This is a genomic window from Pseudoalteromonas sp. BSi20495 (genome assembly GCF_000241185.1).
Lineage (GTDB): Bacteria > Pseudomonadota > Gammaproteobacteria > Enterobacterales > Alteromonadaceae > Pseudoalteromonas > Pseudoalteromonas fuliginea.
Genome location: NZ_BADY01000154.1, coordinates 1 through 19,111 on the forward strand (window position 1 = coordinate 1; position 19,111 = coordinate 19,111).

At 38.5% G+C, this 19,111-nt stretch carries 18 protein-coding genes; 6 read left to right on the forward strand and 12 right to left on the reverse strand.

The genetic code is table 11. From position 1 onward, the window contains the following. Positions 1 to 871: 871 nt before the first annotated feature. The 6 genes from P20495_RS03365 to P20495_RS03340 form a co-directional block, all read right to left on the reverse strand. Positions 872 to 2,425 (reverse strand): AbgT family transporter, encoded by a 1,554-nt coding sequence (locus P20495_RS03365; RefSeq protein ID WP_008138543.1) that lies wholly within the window; start codon positions 2,423 to 2,425, stop codon positions 872 to 874. 141 nt (positions 2,426 to 2,566) lie between these two features. Beyond that, a complete protein-coding gene (locus P20495_RS03360; protein WP_008138544.1) occupies positions 2,567 to 2,842 on the reverse strand; it encodes a YfcL family protein in 276 nt (91 codons plus the stop codon). Between the two features lie 11 nt (positions 2,843 to 2,853). After that, the gene (locus tag P20495_RS03355) at positions 2,854 to 4,002 is read right to left on the reverse strand and encodes an ATP-NAD kinase family protein (protein ID WP_008138545.1); all 1,149 of its coding nucleotides are present in this window, start codon (positions 4,000 to 4,002) and stop codon (positions 2,854 to 2,856) included. Beyond that, positions 3,992 to 4,546, reverse strand: a complete 555-nt coding sequence (locus tag P20495_RS03350) for an elongation factor P hydroxylase (protein WP_008138546.1) — start codon at positions 4,544 to 4,546, stop codon at positions 3,992 to 3,994. The genes P20495_RS03355 and P20495_RS03350 overlap by 11 nt, the downstream gene beginning before the upstream one ends. Before the next feature lie 101 nt (positions 4,547 to 4,647). Further along, entirely contained in the window at positions 4,648 to 5,295 is a 648-nt protein-coding gene (locus P20495_RS03345) for a glutathione S-transferase family protein (RefSeq protein WP_033016306.1), read from the reverse strand. A 106-nt stretch (positions 5,296 to 5,401) separates the two neighbouring features. Next, on the reverse strand, positions 5,402 to 5,782 hold the full coding sequence (locus P20495_RS03340; protein ID WP_007377748.1) for a DUF4112 domain-containing protein: 381 nt from the start codon (positions 5,780 to 5,782) through the stop codon (positions 5,402 to 5,404). A 328-nt stretch (positions 5,783 to 6,110) separates the two neighbouring features. On the opposite strand from P20495_RS03340, the gene P20495_RS03335 reads away from it, so the two are divergent. Beyond that, a complete protein-coding gene (locus P20495_RS03335) occupies positions 6,111 to 6,755 on the forward strand; it encodes a DUF6795 domain-containing protein (RefSeq protein ID WP_008138548.1) in 645 nt (214 codons plus the stop codon). Further along, complete coding sequence (locus P20495_RS03330) at positions 6,752 to 7,897, forward strand: lipase family protein (protein WP_008138549.1); 1,146 nt, start codon at positions 6,752 to 6,754, stop codon at positions 7,895 to 7,897. The genes P20495_RS03335 and P20495_RS03330 overlap by 4 nt, the downstream gene beginning before the upstream one ends. A 53-nt stretch (positions 7,898 to 7,950) precedes the next feature. Here P20495_RS03330 and aroC read toward each other — a convergent pair whose 3' ends face one another. Continuing rightward, entirely contained in the window at positions 7,951 to 9,048 is a 1,098-nt protein-coding gene (gene aroC / locus P20495_RS03325) for a chorismate synthase (protein WP_008138551.1), read from the reverse strand. 64 nt (positions 9,049 to 9,112) lie between these two features. After that, complete coding sequence (gene prmB / locus P20495_RS03320) at positions 9,113 to 10,048, reverse strand: 50S ribosomal protein L3 N(5)-glutamine methyltransferase (RefSeq protein ID WP_008138552.1); 936 nt, start codon at positions 10,046 to 10,048, stop codon at positions 9,113 to 9,115. A gap of 153 nt (positions 10,049 to 10,201) precedes the next feature. Between prmB and smrB the strand changes: the two genes are divergently transcribed. Both smrB and P20495_RS03310 read left to right on the forward strand, forming a co-directional pair. After that, complete coding sequence (smrB, locus tag P20495_RS03315) at positions 10,202 to 10,759, forward strand: endonuclease SmrB (protein WP_007377742.1); 558 nt, start codon at positions 10,202 to 10,204, stop codon at positions 10,757 to 10,759. Between the two features lie 27 nt (positions 10,760 to 10,786). Further along, a complete protein-coding gene (locus P20495_RS03310; protein ID WP_008138554.1) occupies positions 10,787 to 11,716 on the forward strand; it encodes an AEC family transporter in 930 nt (309 codons plus the stop codon). Position 11,717: 1 nt separating this feature from the next. Here P20495_RS03310 and P20495_RS03305 read toward each other — a convergent pair whose 3' ends face one another. From P20495_RS03305 to sixA, 3 genes are read right to left on the reverse strand one after another with little or no spacing between them, the layout of a single operon-like run. Continuing rightward, positions 11,718 to 12,455, reverse strand: coding sequence for an SDR family oxidoreductase (locus P20495_RS03305; protein ID WP_008138556.1), 738 nt, complete (start codon positions 12,453 to 12,455; stop codon positions 11,718 to 11,720). A 5-nt stretch (positions 12,456 to 12,460) separates the two neighbouring features. Continuing rightward, positions 12,461 to 12,817, reverse strand: coding sequence for a RidA family protein (locus tag P20495_RS03300; RefSeq protein ID WP_008138558.1), 357 nt, complete (start codon positions 12,815 to 12,817; stop codon positions 12,461 to 12,463). A 26-nt stretch (positions 12,818 to 12,843) separates the two neighbouring features. Beyond that, entirely contained in the window at positions 12,844 to 13,314 is a 471-nt protein-coding gene (gene sixA, locus P20495_RS03295) for a phosphohistidine phosphatase SixA (protein ID WP_008138559.1), read from the reverse strand. A 192-nt stretch (positions 13,315 to 13,506) separates the two neighbouring features. Here sixA and P20495_RS03290 point away from each other — a divergent pair, with 192 nt between their 5' ends. Both P20495_RS03290 and P20495_RS03285 read left to right on the forward strand, forming a co-directional pair. Next, positions 13,507 to 16,230, forward strand: a complete 2,724-nt coding sequence (locus P20495_RS03290; protein ID WP_008138561.1) for an insulinase family protein — start codon at positions 13,507 to 13,509, stop codon at positions 16,228 to 16,230. 54 nt (positions 16,231 to 16,284) lie between these two features. Beyond that, positions 16,285 to 18,546, forward strand: a complete 2,262-nt coding sequence (locus P20495_RS03285) for an EAL domain-containing protein (RefSeq protein WP_007377736.1) — start codon at positions 16,285 to 16,287, stop codon at positions 18,544 to 18,546. An 87-nt stretch (positions 18,547 to 18,633) separates the two neighbouring features. Here P20495_RS03285 and P20495_RS22630 read toward each other — a convergent pair whose 3' ends face one another. After that, positions 18,634 to 18,828 carry a hypothetical protein gene (locus tag P20495_RS22630; RefSeq protein ID WP_033016303.1) on the reverse strand — a complete coding sequence of 65 codons (195 nt, stop codon included), beginning with the start codon at positions 18,826 to 18,828 and terminating at the stop codon, positions 18,634 to 18,636. Positions 18,829 to 19,111 lie beyond the last annotated feature (283 nt).

Here is a 19,111-nt window from a genome sequence, read left to right on the forward strand (position 1 = left end):
ACGAAAGTGACAAGGTTTTTTTTGTTTTTTAAGCTGCTACAGTGAAAAAAAGTAAACTTCCGCGTCAATTCAATAGCAGCTTGAGATAGTTTTTTTAGCCTGAATTCGGGTTGCTTAATGCCTATAAATACATTTCTCTGATTTTTAAAATAACAAAAATTCTGTAAACTAGACAAAGGCTATAGTTCACGGACGAATTAAAAATTGAAAAAGATCTGCGACAACTTGCTCCTTGTAGCAATAGTACTCCCCATTTTATTATGCATCACTATACCTATTTTAATGGACTTTACAGATCCACCATTCATCTCAAATGAACTATACGACGTTGTTTTCTTTATAACCCTCCCTATTATCTGTTGTGCACTATTTATCTATTTAAATATACTTATATTCAATAAATATAAACGCTGCAGTAAATATAGAGAATCACTTAAATACAATTTCTCAGATACTAAAATAAAATTAGCATTCATTTTCATGTACCCATTATCCCCTTTATTAATCTTTGGAATACTCTATGTTTTTATCTCTGATCCTATTAAATTATGGGCTTACTACACGCAAGGCGACTATTGGTATAAAGAATACATCCTGACCGATGTACAAGAGTGTGGCACTGAGTATGAAGATAGCTGTACTCGTTTATACTTCAAAGACCCTAAAACGAATAAGATTCATAATTTTAGGTGGTATGACGATAAGTCTACAATAATGAACAACAAAAATGATTATGTGTATATTGTTGGAGAGGCCAGCTTATTTGGCTATATAGTGAGAGATTTAGAAAGGTAACTTAGACTTACTTTTACATTACAGGACTTTTATTTAAAAACCTCACTCAAGTGAGTGAGGTTTTTAAAGGTTTAGGTTAAGGCAATGCTGGATAAATGTAGCTTGCATCTAAACCTAAAGGAATACCAAGTGCCCAATAACCTAATAAAAAGATACTCCAGCCAATCATAAAGGCGATTGAGTACGGCAGCATAATAGCAATTAAAGTGCCTATACCGGTGCCTTTGACATACTTTTGACAGTACACAACCACCAATGGGAAGTATGGCATTAACGGTGTAATAATATTAGAGCTTGAGTCACCTACACGATAAGCGGCTTGAGTTAAGTCTGGCGAAATGCCAAGTTGCATTAACATTGGTACAAAAATGGGGCCAAGTAACGCCCATTTTGCTGAACTTGAACCAACAAACAAGTTAACAAAGCCAGTTAAAAAGATAATGCCTACAACCGTTACTGCACTTGGCAATTCCATCGCCTTTAATAACTGCGCACCTTCAATTGCGAGCAGTGCACCTAAATTTGATTTACTAAATGCAGCAATAAATAGCGAACAAAAAAACGCCATAACGATATAATACGCCATGCCGCTCATCGCTTTACTCATTGCATCAATCATATCTTTTGAAGTTTTAAAGGTACCTACCGTAAAACCATATACAGTGCCTGGAATCCAAAAAAGTAAAAATATTAATGGTACAATTGATTGCATTAAAGGAGAGCTAAAATTAGTAAGGGATCCGTCACTACTGCGCATTGCAGAATCGTCTGGAGCAGAGACAAATGCTAATAACGCAAGTCCTGCAATCATCACGGTACTGGCTATATAAAAGGCACGTTTTTCATCACTACGTGCATCTTCAAATACAGGTAAATCCTCTTTAGCACCATCAACCGCTGTTTTTTGTAAACGTGGTTCAATAATTTTATCGGTAATGTACCAGCCTAATGCCACAATAAATAAGCTAGATGCTGAAGCAAATGCCCAGTTATTTAATGGGTTAATTGCTATTGCAGGATTAATTATTTGCGCCGCACTTTGGGTAAAGCTTTGTAGTAATGGGTCGATACCCGATGGAATAAAGTTAGCCCCAAAACCACCACTGACTCCTGCAAATGCAGCTGCAATACCCGCAAGCGGATGGCGTCCTGCAGCATAAAATATAACACCTGCAAGTGGAATAACTAATACATAACCTGCGTCAGTAGCGGTATGGCTCACAATGGCCACTAAAATGATTGAAGGCGTTAATAGCTTTTTAGGAGTAACTTTAAGCATTAACTTAAGACCAGTATTAATAAAGCCCGAATGCTCTGCAACACCGACACCTAACATAGCTACTAAAACAACACCTAAGGGAGCGAAGCCAGTAAAGGTTTTTACCATAGAGGATAAAAAGGTAGCAAGCGAATCACTTGCCAGCATATTATTAATAATAATCGCTTCACCGGTACGTGGGTCTATTGCATCAAAACTCACGCCTGAAAACCACCACGACAAAAACCAAATTAATAACATTGCAAATAGAAATATTACGGCTGGATCTGGAAGCTTATTCCCAACCCGCTCAACAAAATTTAAAAAACGCGCAACGACCCCTGAAGGTAAAGCGTCTTGATTATTATTCATTTTACCGCTCCTAAAGTTTATTTCAGTAACAATACCGCACAAAAACGAAACAGTAAATTAACATGAGAATTTGCTTTAAAAGTTTTGGGCACAAAAAAACACGATAGTGATAAACAAATCGTGTTTTTTTGCCACTTAGGGTTAAGCGAGGGCTTTAACTTCTTCCCACAAGCGTGCAACTAATGTCTTGTCTTCTTCGTTAAGCTCGCCGTTGCGATATGCTTTTACTAAGCTTTGCTCTACTGTTTCGTTTAGCTCATCGATACTAATTGTTAGCTTTTCTACCTCGGCATAGCCTACTGCAAGATCATAGTGGCCTCGTAAATAGCCGCCTGCAAATAACTCATCGTCAGTTGCTTTTATTACTAAATCATCGAAGTACTGCTGGGCTGCATCGATATAGTTCACTAAACTCATTTATTAATCTCCTAGTTTTGCAAAGCACCTGTATTTTCAATGTTGTGGTGCCCTACTGCATACATAATATGGTCGTTAAATCCGGTGGTTACTTTAATATAACCCGTTAATTCATCATCTAATTCGCCATCGCCTGTATCACAAATAAGGGGGCGGCCATTAAGCGCTTGTAGTTTTGTTTTTGTTGCTACTACAATAATATTTTCTTTGCCAATTGCGCGTATAAGCACAGGACTCAATTGCTGGTTACCACGGCCAAATATATGCCCTTGCCCGCCAATGAGCGTAATGACTAACTTAGTACTTTGATCATGTGTAAGCTCAAGCAATTGCTTAGCCGTTAAATCTTGGGCAACTAAGGTTTGATCTTTTATTAAGTCAACGCCAAGTAACGTATTTTCAAGACCCATTTCTTCCATTATGGCTTCAACCGTTGAGCCGCTACCCATAATATAAAATGTGTCTTCATCCATTTGCGATACAACATGCGCTGCAATGTCGGCAAGTACGAGTTCGTCGGTTTCTTTACCGCCATTTTTAACCGCTTGCATATAGCGTACTTCGCTAGGTGTTTGCATTTCGCCGTAGCGTTTGGCTTTTACTGTGCCTTGTCTGAAAGCATCTTCATCTATATCCATTACATCTGCATCGGCTAAGGTAACTAACTCACCCTTAACCAACATTTCGACTACGCGCCCTGCAGCCTTTGGCGTAATAGCGTAAACACCAGAATGAATTTTACAACCTGCGGGGATACCAAGTACGGGAATGGTATCCTCTATTGCATGGCAAATGTTACGTGCTGTACCATCGCCTCCGGCAAATAAAACTAAATCAACACCAGAGTTTTTAAGTATTTTTGCTGCTTGTTCTGTGTCATCTGAGGTTGTTATTGCTGCAGTGTTATATACAACCTCTACATTAAAGCCCAAAGCTTTTGCTGTTTGCTCACCCATCTCACCGTTAACAGTGTAAATGGTTAAGCGTTCTTTATAAGGTAATAGCACCTCAAGCGCTGCTTTTGTACGGATATTTGCTTTTGGCTCTGCACCTAATTCAATTGCTTTAGCGGCTGTGTGCGCGCCATCACTGCCTTTTAAGGCAACTGTGCCGCCTAAACCTGCTACAGGGTTTACAATTAAGCCTAATTTAAACGCCATTACAAAGCTCCTTTGGATGTTGCCAATTAAATTGCTGCGCTGTTAAGGGCCACGGTGTTTTGTAAAAACCACACAGTGCTTTTAAAAGTGACTCTGTACGAGAGTTAAAGCCATTTTCGATTAGCGATAATACCCGTGCATGTACGCGCTGCTGAAAATCAAACCGACACGTTTGCTCGCCGTTTAAGTTATCCACCGACACATTAAAATTAAACCCTGCTGCGGTGCTTAATAACCACTCTATCGCTTGGGGCTTTATTTCTACCTTTTCAAACTCAGCTTGTTTTTGTTTGTCGCGCCCGTCTGGGCAGTACCAGTAGCCGTAATCTTCTAATAACCGACGTGCATCACCGGCCACCAGCCAGTGTGCTATTTCATGTAATGCACTGGCATAAAAACCATGCGCAAATACAACTTGGTGATATGGCACCTGCTCTGTTGCTGGTGAATACACAGGCTCACAATCGCCTTTTATCAGTCGTGTATTGTGACTTTGATAAAAAGTGCGCTCAAAAATCGAAATTAGATCAGCTATTTGATGCATAAAAATTGATTAATTCGTCTCGGTTACAGCGCCATATTAGCGCACTAAAAACGATACGAATTGTACGGGCTTTTACCTTTAAAGTAAAAGTGATGAGGGTGTCAAACGTCTTTTCCTGCTTCGTCGCTGTCTACTATGTCGGTTTCGGTTAATGCCTGAGTGATCCATACTTGTAATACTGGGCAGCGCATAACAAAGTCACAATATTGTTGCGCCTCTGGCGATAACGTAATTTGATACGTTTTTAAACGCAATACAATAGGGACGTACATGGCATCAGCAATACTAAAGTCACCAAAAAACCACTCATTTGGAAACACATCTTGTTGCTGTGCAAATATCTCGTCTATACGGGCTATGTCTTTTAATGCTTCGCTCGATAGGTCTACTTTACGGGTAGCTCTTATATTCATTGGCATTTCGCTGCGCAGCGCCATAAAGCCTGAATGCATTTCAGCGCTTAGCGCACGCGCTTTAGCTCTTTGGGTAATATATTTTGGCCATGCAGCGCCCAATAAGTAAGCATCGTTAATATATTCACAAATTGCTAGCGAATCCCATACCTGTAAATCGCCATCAATTAACGCTGGGACTTTTTGCACAGCAAAGGTCTTTTTTAGTTCATTGTAAAAATCAGGGGTGTCGAGTACCAGCTGGGTTTCACTAAACTCAACATCAAATTTACTCATTAAATACCATGCGCGTAATGACCAGCTGGAGTAGTTTTTATTACCGATGAATAATTGCATATTGTAAATACCAAAGTGAATAGACGCTCCTACCTTACTAGGTGATTTAACAACCAACAACATTTTGTTTAAAGTCTCTTTGCTAACAGTTACTTAAAACTATTAATTACTCACTCAACTGCTTGTTTAAATGCTTTTTTAATAGTTGTGTATTACGCGTGTTAGCTTTAAAAAAGGCATCAAATATATCGCCAAAAAATGGCACTAAGCCGCCCACAAAATCAATGAGCATATTGATAATCATCTTCGTCTTTATACGCTTACTCACACCTAAACGCTGCGCTTCTATAAGCACATAGCTTGATAAAATTAGCCCTGCGGCATCACCTATAATAGGGACTAAGCCAATCACCGCCTCCAAACCTATATTAAATTTAGTAAAAGGAATACCAATGCTGCTATCTGTAAAATGACTAAACCTTTCCAAACGTTTCAGTGTTGATTCATATTCAGCGGATGTGAGCGTAGGTTGAATATTTTTACTCATAATAGCTACTTTTTATTTAATGTTGTTATATATAAACACTAGGGAGTATTAATACTAAATGAATTACAAAACTAATAAATTGGTACTTAAAGTTGGCTTTAAGATCAAAATCGTTAGCAAGCCCGCATGATAAGTACATGAAAATCGATCCAACAAATAAAACAACCTCGGGATCAATAATCAATACAAACTATGCATATAAATGGAAACTTTGAGAGAGATTACTTATTTGCAATAGCTATCAAAGCACTTTATAAAAACAAGTCCCCCTCGCTTTACATACATTTTTTCCTTAGTTAAAATCTAGGAAATTATGCAAGGATTGCCTATGAATAAATCTATTTATTTACCTCGATTCGCCATCTTGTTAATTCTTATTTGTGCTATTGTTTTTCCAGCCCTTAGTCAAGGAGAAGATATGTTTAGCTGGTTCAGAAAAAAGAAAGAAGTATTTTTAAGCTCTGATGTCAACGGCATCGTTACAGAAAATGGCATGCCAATTGCTGACTTAGAAATAATACGCTCATTAACATACATTGATGGCGTTGAACGACTTGATTCCGTAATAACAAGTGATGACGGACGCTTTCATTTACCACGAAAAACTATACTTTCTTCTATCCCTAATAAATTAATTTCCGAAGATCGCGTCCACCAGAAGATTTTTATTAGGAAAGGTAACAACTTAATTATTGGTTTGTGGGGGGCTACACAACCAGGCATTTCAGAGCTACCTGAATTCACCGAAAAGCTTAAGTTTTTAAAGTGTGAAATAACTAATCAATTAGTCAGATTTGAATTTAAAAATAATACCAACAAATTTCTCAATAGAACCGCGACAAGTATTTGCAGATGGGATGAAGATTACAACCCAACGTGGGTTATGGAAAACGGTGAAGAAAAGTACGAAGTCCATAATGGCGATTTGAATGATTTAACAGAACGTTTCACAGGGAAGAAGGTTGAGCTATGAATAAAACAATATCACCAAGTACGGCAGCTTCTGTCGCAAATAGAGTTTATGACATAAGAAAAAGCTATGACTTCAGCGGGGAGTTTCATAATGACTTTGTCAGAAACTTTAAAGTGACTAACAATCAAATTCAGGGCGTTAGTGGTGGGTTAATAAACCAACTTCTAAACCGTACGACAGGCTTCGCTCTGACTGCTGAAGGTGCTTCACAACAATTCAAAAATCACCATATTATTGCTATTCGTGGTACTGTTTTCTCATCTTGTGCAGATTGGCTAACCAACTTAAATGTTGCAACAACCCTTGGCCCTAAAAACTTGGAGGTACATTCAGGTTTTGAGAAAGCTTTCACTAGTATGGAGCCTATGTTTAATTCTTATATAAAAAAACATAAACCAAAATTTTTGCATATTGTGGGGCACAGTTTAGGTGGTGCTATTGCTCAGCTTACGGCTATCTGGGCTAGTAAAAAAGGTATACCTACGAATTTGTATACTTTTGGTGCGCCTAGAGTAGTATTAAATAATTCAATACACTCAGCAGCAACTAATATCGGTCAATATCGAGTTACTCATGGCGCAGATCCTGTACCTTGTGTACCAGCCTGGCCATTCAGCCATACCTCTAATGAATATCAAGCAGCTATGAATGAAGGATCCTTTTTCAGTCTTGCCGCACACTCTATGGAAAAAAGTCAACCTGGTTACGTTAATACAGTTGCTGCATACAGTGATTATGCAAGTATGGAAAATTCTTTGAAGACCCTACATCATAATCATACTGTTTTAAAGTATTCATCTCGTTACAACGTAACCTTTTCACTCAAATGGCAACGAATAATTACAGACGGCCTAATAACTTTTTTAAAGAAAACAGGACAGTACGCTTTTATTTCAGTCCAAGCAGGATTAGGTCTCGGACTAACTTTCTATGACACCCTTGCCCGATGTTTATTTGATTCTGTAGTCAAATTTGTAGAATTAACTGAAGAATTAAAAGGCTTAATTGGTCATATGCTTGCGTTTGTGGGGAAAAAAACTTACGAAGTTAAGGAGCTAAGTAAGCAATTCATCAGATGGGTGCTCGGTTTGATGATCAAAAAGCTTTACATGGTTGCAAAACAAGCTATTGATCTTATTTAAATTAAAAGGAGCGCGGCCGCCTCATAAGGTTTAACCGCGCTCATAATAAACACTTACACTGAGCCGTTAATTGGCCCGTGTTCGTGGTTTACATGTGGATTTTGTCCGCGTTGACGCAGTAAATGGTCCATTAATGTAATAGCCATCATTGCCTCAGCAATCGGGATTGCACGAATGCCAACACACGGATCGTGACGACCTTTAGTGATCATCTCAACCGCTTCATTGCTTGTATTAATGCTATTACCTGGGATGGTAATGCTCGACGTTGGTTTTAGCGCAATAGAAGCAATAATATCTTGCCCTGTCGAAATACCCGCAAGTACGCCACCTGCATGATTTGATGTAAAACCTTCAGGGGTTAGCTCGTCGCGATGCTCAGAGCCTTTTTGCTCAACCACATCAAAGCCATCACCAATTTCAACGCCTTTAACTGCGTTAATACTCATTAATGAGTGCGCAAGTTCGGCGTCAAGACGGTCAAATACTGGCTCACCAAGACCAACAGGTACATTGCTTGCCACTACTTTTACTTTAGCGCCAACTGAGTCACCTTGCTTTTTAAGGTCACGCATATATTCGTCAAGCGCTTCAAGCTTACTTGCATCAGGGAAGAAGAATAAGTTATTTTCCACTTCATCCCAGTCAAACGTTTCCGCCTTGATAGGACCAAGCTGACTTAAGCATGCTTTAACTTCAATACCATGAAATTGCTTTAAGTATTTTTTAGCAATAGCACCTGCCGCTACGCGTATCGCGGTTTCGCGTGCAGACGAACGGCCACCACCGCGATAATCGCGCAAGCCGTACTTATGCCAATACGTGTAATCGCCATGACCTGGGCGAAATACATCTTTAATTTTACCGTAATCTTGCGAGCGTTGATCGGTGTTTTCAATTAATAAACCAATGCTAGTACCTGTGGTTTTACCTTCAAAAACGCCTGCTAATATTTTTATTTGATCGCTTTCACGGCGCTGCGTTGTATAACGGCTTTGGCCTGGTTTTCGGCGATCTAAATCAATTTGTAAGTCGGCCTCTGTGATTTCGAGACCTGCGGGAGTACCATCAACAACGCCGCCTAATGCAACGCCGTGACTCTCACCAAAGGTGGACACTTTAAATAACTGCCCAATGCTATTACCTGCCATTAACTTTCCTCATTCCTAATGACTACCAATAGCCAAGCACAGGGCTTGGCTATTCATTTTTTACTTATTTTGCAAAATACTCATCTAGCTGCTTTTTGCTAATTACAAATACACCTAAGCCGCCTTGTTCAAATTCAATCCATTCGAACGGCGCGCCCGGATACAGTGCATCCATATGTACCATAGAGTTACCAACTTCTACAAATAACAAACCGTTATCTGTTAGATGATCACTCGCTTCGCTTAATATAGTACGGGTTACATCTAAACCATCGTGGCCTGATGCAAGCCCAAGCTCTGGTTCATGATGAAACTCACGTGGCAGGTCAGCCATATCTTCTGCATCAACATACGGTGGGTTTGCTACTATTAGGTCGTATTTTTGACCTGGTACACCGCTAAATACATCAGATTGAATAGGTAACACGCGCTCAGTTAACATGTAATCGTTAATGTTAATGTCTGTCACTTCAAGCGCTTCATACGATATATCTACCGCATCAACTTGTGCCTGCTCAAAAGCTTGCGCAAGTGCGATTGCGATACAACCCGAACCCGTACATAAATCTAATATGCGGTTAACCGATTGTGGCTCTTCAAGCCAAGGTGTAAAGCGGTTACTGATAAGCTCAGCAAATGGTGAGCGAGGTATAAGTACACGTTCATCCACATAAAATGGCATACCCGCAAACCATGCAATGTTTGTTAAGTAAGGGACTGGCGTGCAGTCGTTAATACGTTCTGCAATAAGACCCGCAAATCGGTTTTTTTCTGTGCTTGTTAAACGCGCATGCATTAATTCTTTTGGCGCATCAACAGGCAAGCTAAGCGCAGGCAGTAATAAGCTTACAGCTTCATCCCATGCGTTATCTGTACCGTGTCCAAAAAATATACTACTACTTGCAAATTGGCTTGTAGTCCAACGTAACCAGTCATGTAAAGTTGACAGTTCTGCAACGGCTTCTTCGAGTGTTGCTTCTTCTATTTGTAAATCGCTCATATATTTTTACCTGTATTAGCTTACTGACTGTTTTGAGTCTTTAAGACGATTGCATTGCCTATCTGCGCTGGGCAAATTACAATTGCCCCCTCATTTAAGTATTGTACCGCCTTTTGCGCTGCGTTTTTACGTTTTTTTGTTTAGGTAATAGTTATGAAAAAAGACACTCCATCACATTCGTCCCTAAGCAATGACGACATAAGCTTATTTCGTCAAACGATCACAGGCGCTAAAGTATTTAAACAAGATACTCATCGTTTTGATACAAAACCTAAGGTGTCACAAGCTAAGCAATTTGCCCAGCAAAAAAAGCAGGCTCAGTCTGAATTTTTTTTCTCAGACGTTTATATTCCCGATATAGACACCCACGGTACGGTTAAATATGTAAAACCTGGCCAAGATACCTTCCTAGCTAAACAGCTTCGCCGTGGTGACTTTGCACCCGATTTGACGCTAGATTTACATGGCTTAAATAAAGAACTTGCTAAAGATGAACTCGCTGGACTCATTCACGAATGTAAAAAGCAGCATTATTATTGTGCATGTGTCGTGCACGGTATTGGTGGCGGCGTACTAAAGCACAAAGTGCCTCAGTACTTAGTACAGCACCCTGACGTAATAGCGATGCACCAAGCCCCTCTCGAATATGGTGGAAGAGGCGCTGTACTTATTTTAATTAATTTACCGCAAAGTGATGAATTTAGACGCTAACTTTAGCCATTACTAGGATGTAACTACGTGCATATTTTTTCAATTATTTTTCCGCTCATTTTTATTGTTGCGTTTGGTTATAGCTGTTGCCGATTAAAATTTTTCGACAAGCAGCATATCGCAGGCCTGAGTAAGTTTACCTTTTATATTAGTTTGCCTGCTTTTTTATTATTAAATATGTCGCAAATTAACTTACAGCAAAGCATTAGCCTTTTTGCATTTTTGAGCTTTTACGTACCTGTTCTGAGTGTATTTGGGGTGGGTATATTAATTGATCGCTTTTATTTAAGTAAAAAACATTTAAAAAACTACCAACAACACGGCGTCTTTGGACTTGCTTCTAGCTATTCAAATATGGTGTTAGTGGGTATTCCTATTGTTATTGCCTCGCTTGGCAAAGAGATGATAGCCATTGCGTTTATGATCATTACTTTTCATAGCACATTGTTATTTGCACTTACTTTTTTAATAGGCGCTAAAGGTAGTAGCGATAAATTTTCGTGGTCGCACTTTGGAAAAAGTATGGTGTTAAACCCAATAGTACTGAGTATTGGATGCGGGCTTATATTAAACATATTAGGAGTTACACTGTTTACCGACTTAGCAAATAGTTTAGAGCTATTAGCTAAACCAGCAATTGCCTGTGCGCTATTTGTACTTGGTGCAAATTTAGCTTTTTATAAAATAGCTGCAAATTGGCAACCCGCGTTAATAGCATCAATTTTAAAAATATTTTTATTGCCTGCGCTAGTTTTATTGGTAGGCACTTATGTATTTAAGCTAGACACGCAAATACTTAATGTATTGGTACTTTTAAGTGCGTCCCCTGTTGGCGTAAATGCTTATCTTATTGCAAGTCAAATAAAGCAGCATGAAGCTACTCTTGCTGGGGCTGTCGTACTTTCTACTATCTTAAGTGTTATTAGCTTTACGTTTTGGCTAGCTTTACTACTTTAGCTTACAAACCACCGGCTACATCAACAAAACTACCCGTTGTAAAAGAAGCCTGCTCTGATGCTAAAAAGTAAATTGCTGCTGCAACCTCTTCGGGTGTACCGCCTCTGCCAAGGGGTAATTTACTTTTAAGACGATCGACTCGGTTTTTTTCACCACCATCGCTATGCATATCAGTGTAAATAAGCCCTGGTCTAACCGAGTTAACACGAATACCTTTACTTGCCACCTCTTTTGCCAAGCCAATAGTAAATGTGTCCATTGCACCTTTTGATGCTGCATAATCAATGTACTCATTAGGAGAGCCCGTTTTAGCAGCCCTCGATGATACATTAATAATACTGCCGCCATTTCCCATTCGCTTTATAGCCTCACGGCTACATAAAAAAGCACTGTTAATATTTGTAGTCAAAACTTCGTTTATGCGCTCAGCACTCATTTCTAACAAAGGCATTTGTGGTTTTAAAATACCAGCGTTATTTATTAGTACATCAAGCCGACCAAAGACTTTATCTATATGCATAAATAAAGCTAAAACGTCAGCCTCTAGTGATACGTCACCTTGAATTACTTCAGCCTCAACGCCTAATCGCTTTACTTTTTCTGCCACCAACATTGCACTAGCTAAATCAGCTTTATAGTTAATGCAAACATTATAACCTTGCTTTGCAAAATATAGTGCAGTAGCTGCGCCAATACCTCGGCTAGAGCCTGTGATAAGTACAACGGGGGAGCGATTCATTAAAGCTAGTATTCTTTTAAAGCTGCAACTACTGAAATTTCAACAAGCAGTGCATCACGTGCCATTTTAGCTTCAATGCAGGCACGTGCTGGTGCATAACCCTCGGTTACCCATGCATCCCATACTGCATTCATATCAGCAAAGTATTCCATGCTCTTTACATAAATAGTCGCGCTAAGCATATGTTCTTTTGAACTTCCCGCTTCATCAAGCAGCGCCTCTACTTTATCAAGCATAGTTTGAGTTTGTTCTTTGATATCTTTTTGCGCGTCGGCGCATACCTGCCCACATAAATACACAGTGCCGTTATGTTTTACAATGCGGCTCATGCGCGCACCGGTTTGAAGGCGTTCAATAGTCATTTCTTCACTCATATTATTAATTAAATTTATATATTATCGGGAGCATTGATACTCATATACTGGCTGCGTTGAGTTCTTTCATCGTAACTTATTACAGCAATGGCACCCGTATTAAAAATAGGCATGTTACCAGGGCATAATTGATCAACTAAATAACTCACAATTGGCATATGTGCTACCACAAGCCAAGTGTTGCATTGGGGGTGTGCTGCTATAAGTGTTTCGAGATAATCCGCTGCTATTTGCGGTTTTCCTTCAGGCACAATATCACTGCATGTTTCGCTAAATTTAAACTCTGCATTTTTAGCAACGTTTTCTGCAGTTTGCTGAGCACGAATGTAAGGGCTAACTAACAAGGCATCAGGTGGGTAGTGTTTAGCAAGCCATAGGCCCATTTTCTCGGCTTCAGTATGACCCGTTTGAGTCAAATTTCTAGCCGCATCATCAGCCTGCATCGGTGTTGCTTCGCCGTGGCGCATTATTAGGATTGTTTTCATAAAAAATCAACCGATTAAAGAGTATAAAACAGTAGCCAATTTGCCCATTTGTCCGCTATATTAAAAACATAAACCTATTTTCTTCTAAAATAGTTCTTTCGTGATATTCAGGTAAACCTTTTAGTCGTATTCCACTTTCCTGAAGTTATCATCTGTTGTTAACAAGCAAACGTTTAATTTCAGGAGCATCATTTGAATATCAGTCGCAATGATAACAGAGCATATAAAGCTCTTACACTGGACAATGGTCTAAAAGTACTACTTGTGCAAGATAAAGATTCAACAAAAGCGGCTGCATCTATGGCAGTAAATGCTGGTCATTTTGACGATCCTCTTGATAGACAAGGCCTCGCACACTTTTTAGAACATATGCTTTTTTTAGGTACTGACCAATTTCCAGACTCTGGTAGTTTTAATAATTATGTATCTCAAGCCGGTGGAAACACTAATGCGTGGACTGGCACAGAGCATACCTGCTATTTTTTTGATATTAATAATCAAGAATTTAAAAATGCATTAGAGCAATTTAGCCGCTTTTTTATTGCGCCACTTTTAAATTCAACCGAAACCGAAAAAGAACGTAACGCAATTGAAGCCGAATTTAAACTAAAAATTAAAGACGATGGCCGCCGTATTTATCAAGCACATAAAGAAACGGTAAATCCAGCCCACCCTTTTGCTAAGTTTTCAGTTGGTAATCTACAAACGTTGGCAGACAGGGAGCGCTGTATAAGTGACGAACTTCGGGATTTTTTTAATGCTTTTTATCAAGCCCAGTGGATGACGTTAGTTATTTGCGCCAATGAAGAGCTCGACACCTTACAAAGTTGGACTAATACATATTTTAACGAAATTAACGGTAATAAAAACCTTAAAAAACCAGAGATCAGTGAGCCACTTTACCGTAAACAAGATATAGGGAAAGTGCTGCATATTGAGCCGCACAAACATATGCAAAAACTGATTGTCAGTTTTGCGATGCCAAATATTGATGATTTTTATCGCCATAAAACGGTGAGTTTTATTGCTCATTTATTAGGTTATGAAGGTGCAGGTTCTCTTTACTCTATTTTAAAAGAACAAGGTTGGATAAATGCGCTCTCAGCTGGCGGCGGTATTAACGGCAGTAACTTTAAAGATTTTAATATAAGCATGGCGCTCACTGACGAAGGTATTGAATATTTTGAAGACATTATTGAAATGGTGTTTGAATATATTTGCTTAATTAATGCCAATACAGAGAAGTTACCTCGTCTTTATCAAGATAAAAAAAACCTATTACAAATTGCTTTCGATAATCAAGAAAAGTCACGTCTAATCGATTGGGTCAGTAATTTAAGTATAAATATGCAACATTACGATGAAGTCAATTATGTACAAGGCGACTACTTGATGGAGGGCTTTAAAAAAGCCACCCACGAAATCGCAATGCAATGGTTAACGCCGCATAATATGCGTATTGTTCTTATCCACCCTGATGTAGAACCAGAACACAAAACTGCATGGTATAACACCCCGTATAAAGTTGAAAAAATATCACCCAGCTGGCTCGATGCTTTAAGTGATATAAATAAACCACTGAAAGATATGCTACTGCCAACGGCAAACCCTTACTTAACAAAAAATGTGGTGCTATATGATGTAGAAAAACCACAAATAAAACCTGAACTTTTAGTCAAAGAGCCCGGTTTTGACTTTTGGTTTAAGCAAGACAATACTTTTAGAGTAGCAAAAGGCCATTTTTATTTAGCCTTGGACTCTGACTTTGCAGTAAAAGACGTAAAACACATGGCACTGACTCGCTTATTTACTGATTTATTTATGGATAGCGTAGGTGAACAATTTTACCCAGCGGAGCTGGCAGGGTTAAGTTACCATTTAACATCTCACCAAGGCGGTTTAACACTGCATACAGCCGGATTATCGTCTAGCCAATTAGAATTAGTTGATGAGCTTCTTGACGCCCTATTTAATGTCGACATTTGTGCAAAACGTTTTGCTGAATACAAAAAACAACTTGTCAGGCACTGGCGAAATAGCAACCAAAACAAACCAGTTAGTGAACTGTTTAGTGTTTTAGGTGCTAAAGTAATGCCTTGGAATCCACAACCAGACCAACTTGCATCAGCATTAAAAAACACAAGTTTTCAGCAATTTAATGAATTCAGACAAGACTTTTTTAAAGCACTACATGTTGAATCATTTTTACATGGTAACTGGCAGCAAAGTGATGCAATAGCCTTTCAGAAAAAAGTCGCCGAACACTTAAAAAACGCAGCCATAATTGATGATTTAAGACGTCCGCTATTTGAAATTGAAAAAGTAACACGCTACGAACTAGAGCTGCCTTGCAGTGACCATGCAATGGTTGTGTATTATCAAGCAAAAACTGATTGTGTAATCGAAAAAGTTAAATTAATGGCACTTAATCACTTAATGAACCAAGACTACTTTAACGAGTTACGAACCACACAACAGCTAGGTTATTTAGTTGGGGCTGGTTATGCTCCTTTTAACACTCGTGCGGGTATTGCTTTTTATATACAATCGCCAAAGTTTATCGCAAAAACATTAATGCATAGACATAACAGCTTTGTTAATAAATATTTAACCAACATCGATGAGCTTAATGAAGAAAATTGGCAGCAACAGAAACATGGCTTAACGACCCATATTGCTGAAAAAGATAAAAACCTACGGTTACGCTCGCAACGTTTTTGGCTTGCAATAGGCAACAGAGATCATGAATTTAATATGCAGCAAAAGTTACTTAATGCATTAAACGCATTAACACTCAAAGATATAAAAGAGTATGCCGTCATCCTATTTGATGAAAATCGACCAAGATATGAGCTTTTAAGCTCAGCTAAAGACAATAAACCTCAAAATATGCCTGTTTATTCGCATTCTCTTTGACTCTTGGTTTAGCTTGTTTTAGATTATCATTTGTAAATTTGAAGTAATAAAAAAATGATAATCAAAATAATAACAAAATTAAGCTTGTCAGTTGTATTACTTGCTTACTCATTTAAGCTTTATGCTTTTGAGTCATCATTTAATTACAATTCAGATACCATCCTTATTTTAGCAAGCGCCATTATAGCGCTTGCTTTGCCTTATCTGTTGTTTGTCATCCACAAACTTAAGCGCTCACGTCGACAACTTCGTTTATCCGAAAGGCGCCTTAAAAGTACTGTTGAAGGCAGTGGTGATACTTTATGGGATTGGAACATAAAAACGGGGGAAGTTATTCGAATAAACGACAAATATATGATGAACTCAACTACGTTAATAGGTTTCCCTCCAAATAAAAGTCTCATTCACCCACTCGATATTACAAATGTTGAACACTTACTTAAAAAACACTTTGCAGAAAAAACCGTTTTTTTCGAAGCGACTTATCGTATTAAAGATACCTTTGGCCGTTGGCATTGGGTACTTGATCGCGGCAAAATTATAGAAAAAGATACCAACCTATCACCACTAAGAATGACGGGTACTGTACGAGATATATCACAGTTAAAATCAACCGAAGAGCGTTTGAATCTCTTTGCAAAATGTGTTGAGTCGCTAACTGATGCGCTGGCTATTTACGACAAAAACTTTAAGTTAGTTGATATAAACCCTAGTTTTTTAACCCTCTTTGGAGGTGTGCGAGAACAATACCTTAAAAAAGACTTTACCTTACCTGGTTATGAACAAGGCTTCATTGATACAATTATCGAAATTGTACGTGAGAATGAACATATTCAACGAGAGGTAAAGCTACGTAATAGCGAACGCGTTTTACTACCATTTGAAATTTCAATTGATGAAATTAAAAATGATCAAAACCAAATTACAAATTACGTGATTGTTTACTCTGACTTAACTGAACGTAAAAAAGCAGAATCACAACTGCATAATTTATCAAATCGCGACCGTACAACAAGCCTGCCTAACCGAAATTTATTTTTTACCGATTTACATAAGTTAGTTAAACAAAATTCACACCATGCGCTGCTTGTATTCGATTTAGATAACTTTAAAAAGATAAACGACTCATTAGGACACCAGTTAGGCGATAGCCTGCTTGCAAAGCTCGCTATGCGCTTAAATAAACTAACCCGAGAGAACGATGTATTTTACCGTTTAGGGGGCGATGAGTTTGCTCTAGTAATGTCTGATACCAATGATATTCATGTGATCACCCGCACGGCTAAACAGTTTTTAGCCGCTATTGCTACACCTTTTAAAATGGCTGGTCATGAGCTCGCGATTACTTCAAGCGTTGGCATTGTACTCTTTCCTGAAGATGGTAATACACCAGAACTACTTTTGAAAAATGCAGATACGGCCATGTATCACGCTAAAAAGAAAGGTAATAGTTATCTGTTTTTTAACGACACGATGAACCGCCAAGCAGTTAAACGCCTGCAAATAGAAAACCTTATGCGTTTTGGCCTAAAAGAAGATCATTTTGAGGTTTACTATCAACCAAAAATGAATATTCGCACCGGAAAGTTAACAGGGATGGAGGCGTTGGTTCGCTTTATAACCCCTAAAAAAGGCATTATTAGCCCTGGTGTATTTATACCTATAGCTGAAGAAACAGGTCAAATAATTGAAATTGGTGAAGTGGTATTAAATAAAGCTTGCAGAGATGTTAAACAATGGCTTGATAGCGGTCTATTTAGTGGTCGAGTCGCCGTTAATCTATCCGCTAAACAATTCAGCCTACCCGATTTAACATCTCGCATTGACGTTATTTTACAAAAAAATGAACTGCCTTCGTATTTCTTAGAGCTTGAAATTACCGAAGGTACTGTAATGGATGATCCCAAAGAAGCCATTGCGATTATGCGCTCATTAAGTGCCCGAGGGATTCACTTAGCAATGGATGACTTTGGCACCGGTTACTCTTCCTTGGCGTACTTAAAACAATTTCCGCTTAACACGTTAAAAGTAGACAAGGCATTTATAGATGATATGAAAAATGAACGTGGTCGTAACATGGTCGACTCAATTGTAACGATTGCACATAACCTTGATTTACATGTCGTTGCCGAAGGGGTTGAACAGGCTGAACAAATTGAAATACTAAAAAAATTGAATTGTGAAACAGTACAAGGTTACTTTTATTCTAAGCCACTCTCTAAAGACGAGTTTACTGATTTTTTGAAACAACAACAAACTAAAGCTGCGCCTAGTCTAATTAGAACGGATACTGAAAATATGGCATCAATAAGCTAACCAGACTTTCAGTTAATACCAATCTGCTTAGGTATGGGGTGATTTAATTCATTAAATTGTCCCAACACTTATTCAGAACGGTATAAATTAAGGGCGCCATATACATGCTTTAATCCCTACATTTCGTACCAATGCGCGGCGATAATGTAAGTTAAACAAGCACCATGCTACCGGCCCAAGTAAACCAGCCAAAATAAGCCATCGCTTAATTGGCATGCCTTTTTTAATCGTTTCCAAATACATCACGGCTATAAACACACAACTTAGTAAAACAATAAACAAATCTACACCCTATACCAATTCGCTTAATTAAGTGATCTATTTTGAAGTAAGAAAATCGTGTCGATAACAAGGCAAAAATTTCGTTATTTAACTCCTGCATTACCCCGCATCCATGCAGTCATGTATCAGAATTTTTAACGCTGTTAACGTCAGATTTAATCACTCAAATTGATTAAGTATTATTACGGATTGGTATTAAATAGCCTAAAAATAAGGCGTGTATTCTAGCGTTATTTTGGTTGAATTTACAGCAATAAACCTCTTACATACAAAAAAGCCGAGC